This is a genomic window from Pararhodobacter aggregans, from assembly GCF_003075525.1.
Lineage (GTDB): Bacteria > Pseudomonadota > Alphaproteobacteria > Rhodobacterales > Rhodobacteraceae > Pararhodobacter > Pararhodobacter aggregans.
In genome coordinates, this window is record NZ_QDDR01000005.1 from 1 (window position 1) to 13,345 (window position 13,345).

General features: G+C 65.0%; 14 protein-coding genes. 13 read left to right on the forward strand and 1 reads right to left on the reverse strand.

Translation table 11 applies throughout. The features are described from left to right. The first annotated feature begins 534 nt into the window (after nucleotides 1-534). Both DDE23_RS10535 and DDE23_RS10540 read left to right on the forward strand, forming a co-directional pair. Entirely contained in the window at nucleotides 535-1,158 is a 624-nt protein-coding gene (locus DDE23_RS10535) for a hypothetical protein (RefSeq protein ID WP_107753503.1), read from the forward strand. 66 nt (nucleotides 1,159-1,224) lie between these two features. Further along, nucleotides 1,225-2,430, forward strand: coding sequence for a cytochrome P450 (locus DDE23_RS10540; RefSeq protein ID WP_107753505.1), 1,206 nt, complete (start codon nucleotides 1,225-1,227; stop codon nucleotides 2,428-2,430). A 315-nt stretch (nucleotides 2,431-2,745) separates the two neighbouring features. Here DDE23_RS10540 and DDE23_RS24860 read toward each other — a convergent pair whose 3' ends face one another. Then, nucleotides 2,746-3,654 (reverse strand): hypothetical protein, encoded by a 909-nt coding sequence (locus DDE23_RS24860; protein ID WP_133239544.1) that lies wholly within the window; start codon nucleotides 3,652-3,654, stop codon nucleotides 2,746-2,748. Nucleotides 3,655-3,901: 247 nt separating this feature from the next. Here DDE23_RS24860 and rplO point away from each other — a divergent pair, with 247 nt between their 5' ends. The 11 genes from rplO (at nucleotide 3,902) to DDE23_RS10595 (ending at nucleotide 13,322) form a co-directional block, all read left to right on the forward strand. After that, nucleotides 3,902-4,381: a 50S ribosomal protein L15 gene (gene rplO, locus DDE23_RS10545; RefSeq protein WP_107753507.1), complete on the forward strand. Its 480-nt coding sequence runs from the start codon at nucleotides 3,902-3,904 to the stop codon at nucleotides 4,379-4,381. 104 nt (nucleotides 4,382-4,485) lie between these two features. Next, nucleotides 4,486-5,862, forward strand: a complete 1,377-nt coding sequence (gene secY / locus DDE23_RS10550; protein WP_107753509.1) for a preprotein translocase subunit SecY — start codon at nucleotides 4,486-4,488, stop codon at nucleotides 5,860-5,862. Next, nucleotides 5,859-6,503 carry an adenylate kinase gene (locus DDE23_RS10555; RefSeq protein WP_107753511.1) on the forward strand — a complete coding sequence of 215 codons (645 nt, stop codon included), beginning with the start codon at nucleotides 5,859-5,861 and terminating at the stop codon, nucleotides 6,501-6,503. The genes secY and DDE23_RS10555 overlap by 4 nt, the downstream gene beginning before the upstream one ends. A 59-nt stretch (nucleotides 6,504-6,562) precedes the next feature. After that, nucleotides 6,563-6,946, forward strand: coding sequence for a hypothetical protein (locus tag DDE23_RS10560; protein ID WP_107753513.1), 384 nt, complete (start codon nucleotides 6,563-6,565; stop codon nucleotides 6,944-6,946). Between the two features lie 226 nt (nucleotides 6,947-7,172). Further along, nucleotides 7,173-7,541, forward strand: a complete 369-nt coding sequence (rpsM, locus tag DDE23_RS10565) for a 30S ribosomal protein S13 (protein ID WP_107753515.1) — start codon at nucleotides 7,173-7,175, stop codon at nucleotides 7,539-7,541. A 15-nt stretch (nucleotides 7,542-7,556) separates the two neighbouring features. Next, nucleotides 7,557-7,955, forward strand: a complete 399-nt coding sequence (rpsK, locus tag DDE23_RS10570; protein WP_107753517.1) for a 30S ribosomal protein S11 — start codon at nucleotides 7,557-7,559, stop codon at nucleotides 7,953-7,955. 115 nt (nucleotides 7,956-8,070) lie between these two features. Then, nucleotides 8,071-9,087 carry a DNA-directed RNA polymerase subunit alpha gene (locus tag DDE23_RS10575; RefSeq protein WP_107753519.1) on the forward strand — a complete coding sequence of 339 codons (1,017 nt, stop codon included), beginning with the start codon at nucleotides 8,071-8,073 and terminating at the stop codon, nucleotides 9,085-9,087. A 183-nt stretch (nucleotides 9,088-9,270) separates the two neighbouring features. Beyond that, entirely contained in the window at nucleotides 9,271-9,690 is a 420-nt protein-coding gene (gene rplQ, locus DDE23_RS10580) for a 50S ribosomal protein L17 (RefSeq protein ID WP_107753521.1), read from the forward strand. 134 nt (nucleotides 9,691-9,824) lie between these two features. Then, the gene (locus DDE23_RS10585) at nucleotides 9,825-10,187 is read left to right on the forward strand and encodes a DUF1304 domain-containing protein (protein ID WP_107753523.1); all 363 of its coding nucleotides are present in this window, start codon (nucleotides 9,825-9,827) and stop codon (nucleotides 10,185-10,187) included. Between the two features lie 252 nt (nucleotides 10,188-10,439). Next, complete coding sequence (locus DDE23_RS10590) at nucleotides 10,440-11,774, forward strand: Do family serine endopeptidase (RefSeq protein ID WP_107753798.1); 1,335 nt, start codon at nucleotides 10,440-10,442, stop codon at nucleotides 11,772-11,774. Between the two features lie 225 nt (nucleotides 11,775-11,999). Next, the gene (locus DDE23_RS10595; protein ID WP_107753525.1) at nucleotides 12,000-13,322 is read left to right on the forward strand and encodes a replication-associated recombination protein A; all 1,323 of its coding nucleotides are present in this window, start codon (nucleotides 12,000-12,002) and stop codon (nucleotides 13,320-13,322) included. Nucleotides 13,323-13,345: the final 23 nt, after the last annotated feature.

The following is a 13,345-nucleotide window of genomic DNA, read 5'->3' on the forward strand; positions in this document are numbered from 1 at the left end:
CGGCCGTATCCTCGACAACTTCGAGCGCCTCGCCAAAAAATGGGCCCCAAAGCCGCGCAAACCAAAAGCCGCACCCAGAAGCCTCTGATCAATATAGCACGGCTGCGGCCTTCGGCGGATGCTTACCCTTCGGACGGCCTTGTTTCTTGAAAGGATCAGGAGGTTCCGCGAACAGATCACATTGCGGATTCCGGCAGAAGTTTATGTCGATCCCGTGCTTAGGGAAAGGCAGCCTGCGTTCGGACGCTGGCGGAGAAATAATCGCGGGTGCGAGCACGAATACTCCCTCGGAAAATACCACATGTGGTTGCTATCGAGGGAAAGGTTGGCCAAAATCTGGCCAACCAAAATTTTTCCGAATTTTCTGCACCATTTACTGCAAAGGGCTGGGGGCAACCCCGCCTTTTTTCGTTCGGGTTCGTAGGATGGGCAATATTGCCCATCCTACAAGGCCTCCCTCCAACGTGAACGGCCCCCCGCTTCCTTTCCCGGCCCTGCTCGCTTACCCCTGACCGGCCCCCAGCGGAGCCCGTCATGCGTCTGGTCCTGACCCTTGCCCTGATCCTCGGCACCACCGCCGCCGAGGCCAGTATCTGCGACTACCGCCTCTCCAGCCTGATCCAGCGGCGGGGTTCGCCGGCGATGGAGGCCGAGCGCGCCGCCACCGCCACGCCCGAGGACTCGGGCCCGGTCCTCTATTTCACCGTCAATCCCCGCACCGGCGAGACCAGCCTCGGCGCCACCGGCACCGGCAGCCCGAACGACGGTTTCCTGACCCGCACCGCCCGGGTGCTGGGCTCGGCCGTCGCCGTCGTCACCCGCGATTCGCCGCTGGTCAGCGCCGGGGGCGCCGTGGCAGGCGCGGGGATCGAGGCGCTGTGCTATTTCCGCGATGAACGCATCACCGATTACGACGACGTGCTGTCGGTGCTGGAAACCGTGAGCCTGACCATGCCGCCCGACCTGTTTGCGGTGATCGAGCCGGGGCTTGAACGCCGCGATGCCTTCGTGCGGCTGAACCGCAACGACGGCTACGACGCGGTCGAATATCAGGTGAAGGACCTCTACATCGTCAACGGCCAGCTCCGGCACCGCAACTGGGGCGTCAACGACATCGTCGGCGACATCACCATCTTCCTGCCGCGGCCGGTGGAGTGATCCCAACTCGTTGCATCTGCCGCGATCCTGCGCCACTCTGCGCGCCGCAAGGGGAGGGGCCTGCCAATGACCGATATCGCCGAATTCGACCTCAACGCCATCGGCCCGGCCTATATCGAGGATCCCTATCCGACCCTGCGGGCGCTGCGCGAGCGCTCGCCGGTGCATCGCAACGCCGATGGCTCGGTGTTCCTGACCCGGCATGCCGATGTGCTGAAGGTCTATCAGTCCCGCGCCATGCTGTCCGACAAGACCGAGGAATTCGGCAAGAAATTCGGGCAATGCCCGCTGCATACCCACCACACGACCAGCCTGGTGTTCAACGACCCGCCCTATCACACCGTGGTGCGCAAGCTGCTGGCTTCGGCCTTCACGCCCCGCAAGCTCGCGGTCTTCGAGGGGCTGATCGAGGGGATCGTCGAGCGGCTGCTGGACCGGGTGGAGGAGAAGGGCGAGCTGGACCTGATCGAGGATTTCGCCAAGGTCCTGCCGACCGAGATCATCTCCTTCATGCTGGGCATCCCGCCCGAATACCGCCAGAAGCTGCGCGGCTATTCGCTGGCGATCCTCGGCGCGCTGGACCCGGTAGTCCCGCCCGAGCGGATCAAGGCGGGCAATGAAGCGGTGGTGGAATTCACCGAGATCCTGTCCGACATCATCGACCACCGCCGCCGCAACCGCGAAGGGGCGATGGAGGGCGAGGTGCTGGAGAGCCTGATCTTCGGCGAGGTGGACGGCAAGCGGCTGAACGATGAGGAACTGATGCAGAACTGCATCTTCCTGCTGAACGCCGGCCACGAGACGACCACCAGCCTGGTCGGCAATTCGGTGGGGATCCTGCTCAAGAACCCCGACGAACACCGCCGCCTGATCGCCGATCCCGGTCTCATCACCTCAGCGGTCGAGGAATTCCTGCGCGTCGAAAGCCCCTTGCAGCAGGGCAACCGGCTGGCCGGTGAGGCGATCGACCTGGGCGACACGGTGCTGCCGAAGGGCACCTATATCCACACCTCGATTGCCGGGGCCAACCGGGATCCTGCGGTCTTTGCCGATCCCGACCGCGTGGACCTGTCGCGCAGCCCCAACAAGCACCTGGCCTTCGCCACCGGCATCCATGTCTGCCTCGGCGCCACCCTGGCCCGGGTCGAGGGGCGGATCGCCGTCGGCGGGCTGGTCAAGCGCTTCCCGAAACTGGCTGCGAACGGTCCGGCCACCATGGTCCCTCTGGCGCGCTTTCGCGGCTACGCCAGCCTGCCGGTCCGGGTGCGCTGACGCCAAGGGCAGCAGGGCGGACATGCCAAACTGTGCTAGCCACGTATGACCTTACCTCATCTCACGCCAAGCCGGGCCCATTAGAGGCGGATCACGTCAGAAGTGCGCACAAGCGGGCTCCAGTCCGCTATTGTAGGATGCGCGACGAACGGGTCGGGAGTCGGGTGCGGCACATTAGGCGCGACATGTGATCGTGCAGCTTCCTGGAAGCACGTCTTTTGGAAAGCTCTTTCGGAGTGCATAGTAGTAGGCAATGAGGATCGCATGAAAATTAGCGGAACGCGGATATAGACTCGACGAGATGGAGTTGCCTTGTCAGTGATGCACGAGCATCAACGGGTCCAGTACGCTAGCAAGAGAATCGATGAACGCCTCAATCAATCTGAATGCAGCCGGTGCGTCAGCTAGGTGATTGGAGTGCTCCGGAGTCGAGAAAAAGATCATCAAGCCTAAGAAGAGTTGAGCGCAAAAAATCAAAAAGAGGCCTAAAGCGGTGTTAGTGTAACGACTGGCCATAACTCGGAATGAGAATTGGTCAGGTTTGGCGTTCCAAAGAAATCGCTCCCAACCAAGGGCAACAAGATTGGAGTTGCTCTTCTCTTGCTCGGTGCGGTGATCTGAACTGGACTGGAAGCTGCGATTGCTTGCGAGTTCAACGCTTCTTGATATATCAAAATCATCGACATGCACGCCACTTTGCGTATGTTGGCTTCCGTCATTATTTCTGGATGAATGTGAATTTGTATTTGATCGAGCAAGTCTGCCGTCTTTTCGTGTGTAGAGCAGAAACCGACCCAAAGACGGACCCAGCAACGGTAAGCGACTCACTCTCTCGATCAGGTCAACGTACTCGGGTGGCTTCTCGCAATGAGGGATACCCTTGGCATCGAAATAAAGAACATTTCCCGACGTTATTATGACTTCTTCCAAGATCTTGCTGTATACCGACAGACACATGAGTATCGCGTATTCAACCTTGAGCCGCAGGATCAGGACAAGCTGGAACACGATCCCTGCGCCGACGTACCATAACGGGTTGACGATTGGTTCGGGGTCCCTCGCTTGGGAAATGATCCAGATGAAAAATGCTCCGTAGCCGACGAGCGTTGCCCCTTCAAAGCGCCAGATAAAGGAGAGAATTAGATGGATCTGCTCTCTTGTCTTCTCCCATTCCTTCTCGGCAAATCTGACGGCACTTTCGACTTGTACGCTGGTTTCACTCATGAAGAAAACTTTCGACGCAATAGAAAGGTTGTAGCAGCCTACAGCTATCAAGCCCGGTTGATCAATCCACGTTTGATACGCTCTTGCCTACTCGAACAGTCTTCGTGTGCCCCAGAGGGCGCTTGAACCGCGCCCCTATCCCGTCTATACGCCCCCCGGTCGGGCCGAGGGTCCGACTCGACCCACCACCATGCCGCGTTGCCCCCTTTCGTCGCAGACGGGGTATTCCGGCCAAGGAGATGCGACCATGAAACTGAACGAACTTCACGACAATCCCGGCGCCACCAAGACCAAGAAGCGCGTTGCGCGTGGTCCGGGTTCGGGCAAGGGCAAGACCGCCGGCCGCGGTATCAAGGGCCAGAAATCCCGCTCGGGCGTGGCGCTGAATGGCTATGAAGGCGGCCAGATGCCCCTCTACCGCCGCCTGCCGAAGCGCGGCTTCAACAAGCCGAACCGCAAGGAATGGGCTGTCACGAACCTGGGCGCCATCGCCAAGTTCATCGAAGACGGCAAGATCGACGCGAAAGTCGAGATCACCGAAGACGTGCTGGTCGCCTCGGGCCTGGTGCGCCGCAAGCTGGACGGCATCCGCGTTCTGGCGAAAGGCGAGATCGGCCAGGCCGTGACCCTCGCCGTCACCGGCGCCTCGAAAGCGGCTGTCGAGGCCGTGGCGAAAGCTGGCGGCTCGCTGAAAACCACCGTCGCGGCGGCTGAAGCGGCCGAATAAGGTGTTGTGGGCGGCGCCGTCGCCCCTTACATCATCCGCATGGGTTTTCCTGCGCCGCCGAACCGGAGCCCGGATCGGCGGCGCTGTCATGAAAGAAACGGAACATGGCTTCTTCTGCAGAGCAAATGGCGGCCAACACCTCGTGGGCCACGCTCGCCAAGGCCAAGGACCTGCGCCAGCGCATTTTCTTCGCCATCGGCCTGCTGATCGTCTACCGGATCGGCACCTATATCCCGGTGCCCGGGATCGACGGCGGACAGCTGCGCGAGTTCATGTCGGGCGCGGCGGCGGGTCTGGGCGGCATGCTCAACATGTTCACCGGCGGCGCCATTGCCCGCATGGGGATCTTCGCCCTGGGCATCATGCCCTACATTTCGGCCTCGATCATCGTGCAGCTGGTGGCTTCGATGTACGGCCCCTGGCAGAACCTCCGCAAGGAAGGCGAGCTGGGCCGCCGCAAGCTGAACCAATACACCCGCTACGGCACCGTGTTCCTGGCGCTGGTGCAATCCTATGGCCTCGCGATCTCGCTTGAGGCCGGGGATCTCGCCACCGATCCGGGCTGGTTCTTCCGCATCTCGACCGTCATCACCCTGGTCGGCGGCACGCTGTTCCTGATGTGGCTGGGCGAGCAGATCACCTCGCGCGGGATCGGCAACGGCACCTCGCTCATCATCTTCGTCGGCATCATCGCCGAATTGCCGGCGCAGCTGGCGCAATTCCTGACCCAGAGCCGGGCGGAAAACACCAACTGGATGCTGGTCGTCGGCATTCTGGGGATGATGATCGCGCTGGTGGCCTTCGTCGTGTTCATGGAACGCGCGCTGAGGAAGGTGCATATCCAGTACCCGCGGCGTCAGGTCGGGATGAAGGTCTATGACGGCGGCTCCTCGCACCTGCCGATCAAGGTGAACCCCGCCAACGTGATCCCGGCGATCTTCGCCTCGTCGCTCCTCTTGCTGCCGACGACGCTCAGCACCTTCTCGGGTCAGTCCACCAACCCGATCATGGCGACGATCCTCGCCTATTTCGGGCCGGGGCAGCCGCTCTATCTGGTGTTCTTCGCCGGGCTTATCATCTTCTTCACCTTCTTCTACACGCTCAACGTGTCGTTCAAGGTCGATGACATCGCCGACAACCTGAAGAACCAGAACGGGTTCATTCCCGGCATCCGCCCGGGCAAGCGGACCGAGGAATATCTTCACTACATCGTCACCCGCATCTGTACCGTCGGCGCGCTCTATCTGGCTGCCGTGGCGCTGATGCCGGAAATCCTGCGCGCCGAGCTGGCGATCCCCTTCTACTTCGGCGGCACCTCGGTGCTGATCGTCGTGGCGGTGACGCTGGACACGATGAGCCAGGTCCAGTCGCATCTGGTGGCGCATCAATACGAGGGCCTGCTGGAGCGTTCGCAGCTGCGTGGCCGTAAACGTACCGACGGCAGCAAACCTGCCCGCAAGAAAGGGCCCGCCCTGCGATGAACATCATACTTCTGGGCGCCCCGGGCGCCGGCAAGGGGACCCAGGCACGGATCCTGGTCGAGGGCCGCGGCATGGTCCAGCTCTCGACCGGCGACATGCTGCGCGCCGCCCGCACCTCGGGGACCGAGATGGGCCAGAAGGTCGCCGCCGTCATGGATGCGGGCCAGCTGGTCACGGACGAGATCGTCATCGGCCTGATCGCCGAGCAGCTGGAGAAGGGCGCCACCGGCGGCTTCATCTTCGACGGCTTCCCCCGGACGCTGGCCCAGGCCGACGCCTTGGGCGATCTGCTGGCGGCCAAGGGCGAGAGCCTGGATGCGGTGGTGGAACTGCGCGTCGATGACGAGGCCCTCGTGGACCGCATCACCGGCCGCTTCACCTGCGGCAATTGCGGCGAGGTCTATCACGACCGCACGAAGCCCACGAAAGTGGCCGGCACCTGCGACGTCTGCGGCAGCCACGACCTGAAGCGCCGCGCCGATGACAACGAGGACAGCCTGCGCCAGCGCCTGCTGGAATATTACAAGAAGACCTCGCCGCTGATCGGCTATTACCACGCCAAGGGCAAGCTCAAGGTCGTGGACGGGCTGCAGGACATGGCCAAGGTCACGGCCGATGTGGCGGCGGCGCTCGACGGCTGAGCCTTGCAGCACAGGCAAAACGAACTACCCTCCTGACCCTGTGTCACGGAGGGTTTTTCATGCGCCATCACCTGTTGCCACTGGCCGCGCTCGTAGCAGTGCTTCCCGCGATGGCCTCGGCCCAGGGGCTCGCCTGGGTCTCGAACACCGCCATCTGCCCGGATCTGCGCGCCGGGGCCGCGGCCGAGGATGTGCTGGGCGACAGCGATGCCCTGCTGCTGGAGCCCACGGGCCTCATCGGGATGGAGTATCGCTGCGTCTTCGAGCCCGCGCTCGACCTCGATGCGGCGGACCTTTCCACCAGTACCCACACCGGCTACTGCGAGGAGCCGGGGCTGATTACGCCCCAGCTTTTCACCTTCCGGATGGAGCGGCAGGAAACGCCCCGCGTCAGCCTTTATGACGGGACCGAGACGGCCACGGTGTTCTTTGCCTGCCCCTGACGCCGGGGAGGTGCGAAAAAACACTTGACAGGAAGGGCGCGCCCTTGACCTCAGGCTGAAAACCGCCTACCCGATGCGCCTGATCCCGCGATCCGAGTCGCCCGCCGACTCGGATTGTTCGTTTGGCCCATGGGCCGGGGTTGTTCGTCTGGCACGGCGCCGCGCAGGCTCGTGTTGTGAAAAAAGGTTCTGGGACTACGGAACCGCAACAAAAGGAAGAAACCGCGTGGCACGTATTGCTGGCGTCAACATCCCCACCGGAAAGCGCGTCCCGATCGCTCTCCAGTACATCCACGGCATCGGTCCGGCCATCGCCGACCAGATCGTCGCGGCCCTGAACATCGAACCCGCTCGCCGGGTCAACCAACTCACTGACGACGAAGTGCTCGCGATCCGCGAATACATCGACGCCAACCTGACCGTCGAAGGCGACCTGCGCCGCGAAGTCACCATGAACGTCAAGCGCATGATGGACATGGGGTCGTATCGTGGGCTGCGTCACCGCCGCAACCTGCCCGTGCGCGGCCAGCGCACCCATACCAACGCCCGCACCCGCAAGGGCCCGGCGAAGCCGATCGCCGGCAAGAAGAAGTAAGGGAGGGCAGGACCAATGGCTCGCGACACCAAATCCACCGCGCGCGTCAAGCGCAAGGAACGCAAGAACATCGCCGCTGGCGTGGCGCATGTGAACTCGACGTTCAACAACACCAAGATCCTGATCTCGGACGTGCAGGGCAACGCCATCTCGTGGTCGTCGGCCGGCACCATGGGCTTCAAGGGCTCGCGCAAATCGACGCCCTACGCCGCCCAGCTCGCCGCCGAGGACGCCGCCAAGAAGGCGCAGGAACACGGCCTTCGCACCCTCGAGGTCGAGGTGCAGGGCCCCGGCTCGGGCCGCGAATCGGCGCTGCGCGCGCTGGCCGCTGCCGGGCTTCAGATCACCTCGATCCGCGACGTGACGCCGCTGGCCCACAACGGCTGCCGTCCGCCGAAGCGTCGCCGCGTCTGACGCAGAACCAACAGGGATCGGACCGCACCTGAGCGTGCGGTCCGATTCTGTCATGAAGTCCCTCGGGCGTATCCGGCTTCGGTCATGACCCGGATACAGGAATGGAGGCAGATCCATGATCCACAAGAACTGGCAGGAATTGATCAAGCCGGCGCAACTCGACGTTCGCCCCGGTGCCGATCCCTCGCGCAAGGCGACCGTCGTCGCCGAACCGCTCGAGCGTGGCTTCGGCCTGACGCTGGGCAATGCGCTGCGCCGCATCCTGATGTCGTCGCTGCAGGGCGCGGCCATCACCTCGGTGCAGATCGACAACGTGCTGCACGAGTTTTCCTCGGTCGCCGGTGTGCGTGAAGACGTGACCGACATCGTCCTGAACCTCAAGGGCGTCGCGCTCAAGATGGACGTGGACGGGCCGAAGCGCGTGACGATCTCGGCCCGCGGGCCGTCGGTGGTGAAAGCCGGCGACATCGCGGTGACCAACGGGATCGAAGTCCTGAACAAGGACCACGTGATCTGCCACCTCGATGACGGCGCCGAGCTGTTCATGGAGCTGACGGTCAACACCGGCAAGGGCTATGTCGGCGCGGACAAGAACCGCCCCGAGGATGCGCCCATCGGCCTGATCCCGATCGACGCCATCTATTCGCCGGTCAAGAAGGTCGCCTACGAAGTCACGCCGACCCGCGAGGGCCAGGTGCTGGACTACGACAAGCTGACCATGAAGATCGAGACCGACGGCTCGGTCACCCCCGAGGACGCCGTGGCCTTCGCCGCGCGCATCCTGCAGGACCAGCTGCAAGTGTTCGTCAACTTCGACGAGCCGGAAGCGGCGGGCCGCGGTGGCGAGGACGACGGGCTCGAGTTCAACCCGCTGCTGCTGAAGAAGGTGGACGAGCTGGAACTCAGCGTCCGTTCGGCCAACTGCCTGAAGAACGACAACATCGTCTATATCGGCGACCTGATCCAGAAGACCGAAGCCGAGATGCTCCGCACCCCGAACTTCGGCCGCAAGTCGCTGAACGAGATCAAGGAAGTGCTCTCGGGCATGGGCCTGCATCTCGGGATGGAAGTCGAGGACTGGCCGCCGGAGAACATCGAAGAGCTGGCCAAGCGCTTCGAAGACCAGTTCTGAGGCGGTGCGTGCGAGCACGCACCCTACGGGCGCCTCGCACGATGAACTTGTAGGGTGCGTGCTTGCACGCACCTTGCACCAAATGCCCGGTCCAGCCGGGGAACAGCCTGGGCATGCCGCCCCAACGACGCGCTCCGCAACGCACGGGGTGCAACACAAAGCAAAAGACGTAAGGAGACCATCATGCGTCACGCCCGTGGCTACCGCCGCCTGAACCGCACCCACGAACACCGCAAGGCCCTGTTCGCCAACATGGCCGGCTCGCTGATCGAGCACGAGCAGATCAAGACCACCCTTCCCAAGGCGAAGGAACTGCGTCCGATCGTCGAGAAGCTGATCACGCTGGCCAAGCGCGGTGATCTGCACGCCCGCCGTCAGGCCGGCGCGGTGCTGAAGGAAGACAAGGACGTCGCGAAACTGTTCGACGTGCTCGGCCCCCGCTACAAGGACCGCGCCGGTGGTTACATCCGCGTCCTGAAAGCCGGCTTCCGCTATGGCGACATGGCGCCGATGGCGATCATCGAATTCGTCGAGCGCGACGTTTCGGCCAAAGGCGCCGCCGACAAGGCCCGTCTTGAGGCCGAGGACGCCTCGGAAGAGTAAGTCCTGCGGCCGCCATCCGGCCCGGACTGGACCCCCGCAGCCCTGCTGCGGGGGTTTTTCCTTGCGGTGCCGGGGCTTGACCGGGCGGGCGGTCGGCGTAAGCTTGACCCGGCCGCAGCAAAGGAACGCCGCCCATGTCCGTGATCGCCCTGATCCTCGTCGCGCTGGTCGCGCTTTTGCATCTCTACATCCTCTGGCTCGAGATGTTCGCCTGGGAGACCCGCGGCCCCGCCGCCTTCCGCTCGCTCCCGCGTGAGCTCTTTCCGCAGACCAAGACGCTTGCCGCCAATCAGGGGCTCTACAACGGCTTTCTCGCCGCCGGGCTGATCTGGTCGCTGTTCATCGGCGATCCGGCCTGGGCGAAGAATGTCGCCACCTGCTTCCTGCTCTTCGTTCTGGTCGCCGGTGCCTATGGCGCGGCTACCGCCAGCCCGCGGATCTTCCTGGTGCAGGGCGTGCCCGCGTTGCTGGGCCTCGCCGCCGTCTGGCTGATCTGATCCCCGGCCGCCCCGCGCCGCAGCCCATCCCAATTCCGTGAGCCCGCGTTGCATGTCCCGCGGCGCGGACCCATAGTTCCGGGATACCGCAGAACGGAGGCATCCATGCGTATCGTCGGGCTGGTTCTCGTCGGGGCTCTCGCCGGGGTCGGAATTACCCTGGGCGCGATGCAGAATTTCACGCCGGTCACCGCCCAGTCGCTGGCCAACACGCCGCCTCCCGCCGCCTCGCCCCTGCCGCCCGAGCGGCTGATGCCCGTCACTGTCACCCAGGTGCCCGAAGGGCAGGCGCAGATCCAGCTCAGCTTCGCCCCCGTGGTGCGCCAGACCGCGCCCGCCGTGGTCTCGATCTACGCCCGGCGGGTGGTGGCCGAACAGCAGAGCCCCTTCTTCAACGACCCGTTCTTCAACCAGCTGTTCGGCAATCGCGGGCAAGCGACGCCCCGGGTGCAGAACGCGCTGGGGTCGGGGGTGATCCTGCAATCGGACGGGATCGTCGTGTCGAACTACCACGTAGTGGGCGAGGCCGACGACATCCGCGTCGTGCTGAACGACCGCCGCGAATTCGCCGCCGACGTGATCCTGGCCGATGAGGAAAGCGACCTCGCCATCCTGCGGCTGCGCGGCGCCTCGGACCTGCCCGCGATCCAGATCGCCGACAGCGACCGGATCGAGGTCGGCGATCTGGTGCTGGCCATCGGCAACCCGTTCGGCGTCGGTCAGACGGTCAGCTCGGGCATCGTCTCGGCGCTCGCCCGGTCGGGGATCGCCGTGGGCTCGGGGCGCGGCTATTTCATCCAGACCGATGCGGCGATCAACCCGGGGAATTCCGGCGGCGCGCTGGTCGACATGCAGGGCCATCTGGTCGGCATCAATTCGGCGATCCTGACCCGCTCGGGCGGCTCGAACGGCATCGGCTTCGCCATCCCCGCCAATCTGGTCAGCCAGGTCGTGGCCCAGGCCGAGAGCGGCGAGACGCATTTCCAACGCCCCTGGATGGGTGTGACCGGCCAGGCGGTCGACGCGGCGCTGGCCGAGGCGCTGGGGCTGGGCCTGCCGCAGGGCGTGGCCATCACCGCGCTGCACCCGGACAGCCCGCTGGCTGAGGCCGGGCTCCGCGCCGGGGATGTGGTGCTGGCGGTGGACGGCGACCCGGTGAACGCGCCGCAGGAGATGATGTTCCGCCTCGCCGCCCGCGGCATCGGCGGCACGGCGCGGCTCAGCTGGGTGCGCGCGGGCGAGCGGCAGGAGAGCGACGTGGCCCTGATCGCGCCGCCCGAGAGCCCCGAACGCAACCGCCTGACCGTGCGCGGCGTGGCGCTGCGCGGGCTGGTGGCCGAGACGATCAACCCCGCCGTCGCCGCCGAACGCGGCCTCGATCCGCAGGCCTCGGGCGTGGTGGTGGTCGAGGCCGATGACATCGCCGCCCGCGCCGGCCTCGCGCCCGGGGACATCCTGCTCTCGGTCAACCGCCAGCCGGTGCCCGACACCGCGGCGCTGGACCGTGCGCTGCGCGATCCCTCGCGCTATTGGGAGGTCGAACTCCTCCGCGACGGCCGCCGCAGCCTTCTGCGCTTCCGCCTCTGACCGGGCGCCCGGGGCGGCCGCGACAAGGGGGGCCGTCTGCCCCCCTTGACCCCCCGAGGATATTTGCAGCGCAAAGATGGGGCTTAAGGATCCGTTAACCCGCATCTTTGCGCTATAAATATCCCACGGGGGTCCGGGGGTGTGAAACCCCCGGCGCGTGCCGCGGGCGCACCGCGGGGGCGAAGGCGCCTTCCCCCCGCCCCGGGCAGCGCATAGATTCCCCCCATGGCCGATCTCTTCGATTCCCCCTCCGACACCCCAGTCCCGGACGCCCCGCGCCCGCTGGCCGACCGGCTGCGCCCGCAATCGCTGGGGCAGGTCATCGGGCAGGAGGCGGTGCTGGGCCCCGACGGGCCGCTGGGCGCCATGCTGGCGGCGGGGACGCTGGGGTCGCTGATCCTCTGGGGGCCGCCCGGCGTGGGCAAGACCACCATCGCCCGGCTGCTGGCGGCCGAGACGGATCTGCATTTCGTGCAGATCAGCGCCATCTTCTCGGGCGTGCCCGAGCTGCGCAAGGTTTTCGAGGCGGCCAAGCTGAGGCGGCGGAACGGGCAGGGGACGCTCCTTTTCGTCGACGAGATCCACCGTTTCAACAAGGCGCAGCAGGACGGTTTCCTGCCGCATATGGAGGACGGCACGATCCTGCTGGTCGGCGCCACCACCGAGAACCCCTCGTTCGAGCTGAACGCCGCGCTTCTGAGCCGGGCGCAGGTCATGGTCCTGACCCGGCTGTCGCTGGCCGATCTGGAGCGTCTGGCCGAGCGGGCCGAGCATGAGCTGAAGCGCCAGCTGCCTCTGACCGTGCAGGCCCGCGACGCGCTTCTGGAGATGGCGGACGGCGACGGGCGGGCGTTGCTCAACCTGATCGAGCAGGTCATGGCCTGGCGCGTCACCGGTGCCCCGCTCGATACCGAGGCGCTGACCAAGCGGCTGATGCGGCGGGCGGCGAAATACGACAAGTCGGGCGACGAGCATTACAACCTGATCTCGGCCCTGCACAAATCGGTCCGGGGGTCCGACCCCGACGCCGCGCTCTACTGGTTCGCGCGGATGCTGGAGGGGGGCGAGGACCCGCGCTTCCTCGCCCGGCGCATCACCCGCATGGCGGTCGAGGATATCGGCCTGGCCGATCCGCAGGCGCAATCCGTGTGCCTCGAGGCCTGGCAGACCTATGAGCGCCTCGGCAGTCCCGAGGGCGAACTGGCGCTGGCGCAGGCCCTCGTGTACCTCGCCCTCGCGCCGAAATCGAACGCGGTCTATGTCGCCTACAAGGCGGCGCGGCAGCTGGCGACCAAGACCGGCAGCGCCATGCCGCCGGCGCATATCCTGAACGCGCCGACCAAGCTGATGGAGGCTCAGGGCTACGGCGCGGGCTATCAATACGACCATGACGCCGAGGACGGGTTCAGTGGCCAGAACTATTTCCCCGATGGGGTCAAGCGGCCGGTCCTCTATGCGCCGCCCGAACGGGGTTTCGAGCGCGAGCTGAAGAAGCGGGTCGAGTATTTCGCCAAGCTCAGAAGCCGCCGCCAGGGTGGCCCGGCTTGACTCTGGGCCCCATGCGCGCCAAG

What these genes read in the sequence shown, in the direction of transcription:
- DDE23_RS10535 (WP_107753503.1), top strand. Translation starts at nt 535, where the DNA reads ATGCGTCTGGTCCTGACCCTTGCCCTGATCCTCGGCACCACCGCCGCC.
- DDE23_RS10540 (WP_107753505.1), top strand. Translation starts at nt 1,225, where the DNA reads ATGACCGATATCGCCGAATTCGACCTCAACGCCATCGGCCCGGCCTAT.
- DDE23_RS24860 (WP_133239544.1), bottom strand. Translation starts at nt 3,654, where the DNA reads ATGAGTGAAACCAGCGTACAAGTCGAAAGTGCCGTCAGATTTGCCGAG.
- rplO (WP_107753507.1), top strand. Translation starts at nt 3,902, where the DNA reads ATGAAACTGAACGAACTTCACGACAATCCCGGCGCCACCAAGACCAAG.
- secY (WP_107753509.1), top strand. Translation starts at nt 4,486, where the DNA reads ATGGCTTCTTCTGCAGAGCAAATGGCGGCCAACACCTCGTGGGCCACG.
- DDE23_RS10555 (WP_107753511.1), top strand. Translation starts at nt 5,859, where the DNA reads ATGAACATCATACTTCTGGGCGCCCCGGGCGCCGGCAAGGGGACCCAG.
- DDE23_RS10560 (WP_107753513.1), top strand. Translation starts at nt 6,563, where the DNA reads ATGCGCCATCACCTGTTGCCACTGGCCGCGCTCGTAGCAGTGCTTCCC.
- rpsK (WP_107753517.1), top strand. Translation starts at nt 7,557, where the DNA reads ATGGCTCGCGACACCAAATCCACCGCGCGCGTCAAGCGCAAGGAACGC.
- DDE23_RS10575 (WP_107753519.1), top strand. Translation starts at nt 8,071, where the DNA reads ATGATCCACAAGAACTGGCAGGAATTGATCAAGCCGGCGCAACTCGAC.
- rplQ (WP_107753521.1), top strand. Translation starts at nt 9,271, where the DNA reads ATGCGTCACGCCCGTGGCTACCGCCGCCTGAACCGCACCCACGAACAC.
- DDE23_RS10585 (WP_107753523.1), top strand. Translation starts at nt 9,825, where the DNA reads ATGTCCGTGATCGCCCTGATCCTCGTCGCGCTGGTCGCGCTTTTGCAT.
- DDE23_RS10590 (WP_107753798.1), top strand. Translation starts at nt 10,440, where the DNA reads ATGCCCGTCACTGTCACCCAGGTGCCCGAAGGGCAGGCGCAGATCCAG.
- DDE23_RS10595 (WP_107753525.1), top strand. Translation starts at nt 12,000, where the DNA reads ATGGCCGATCTCTTCGATTCCCCCTCCGACACCCCAGTCCCGGACGCC.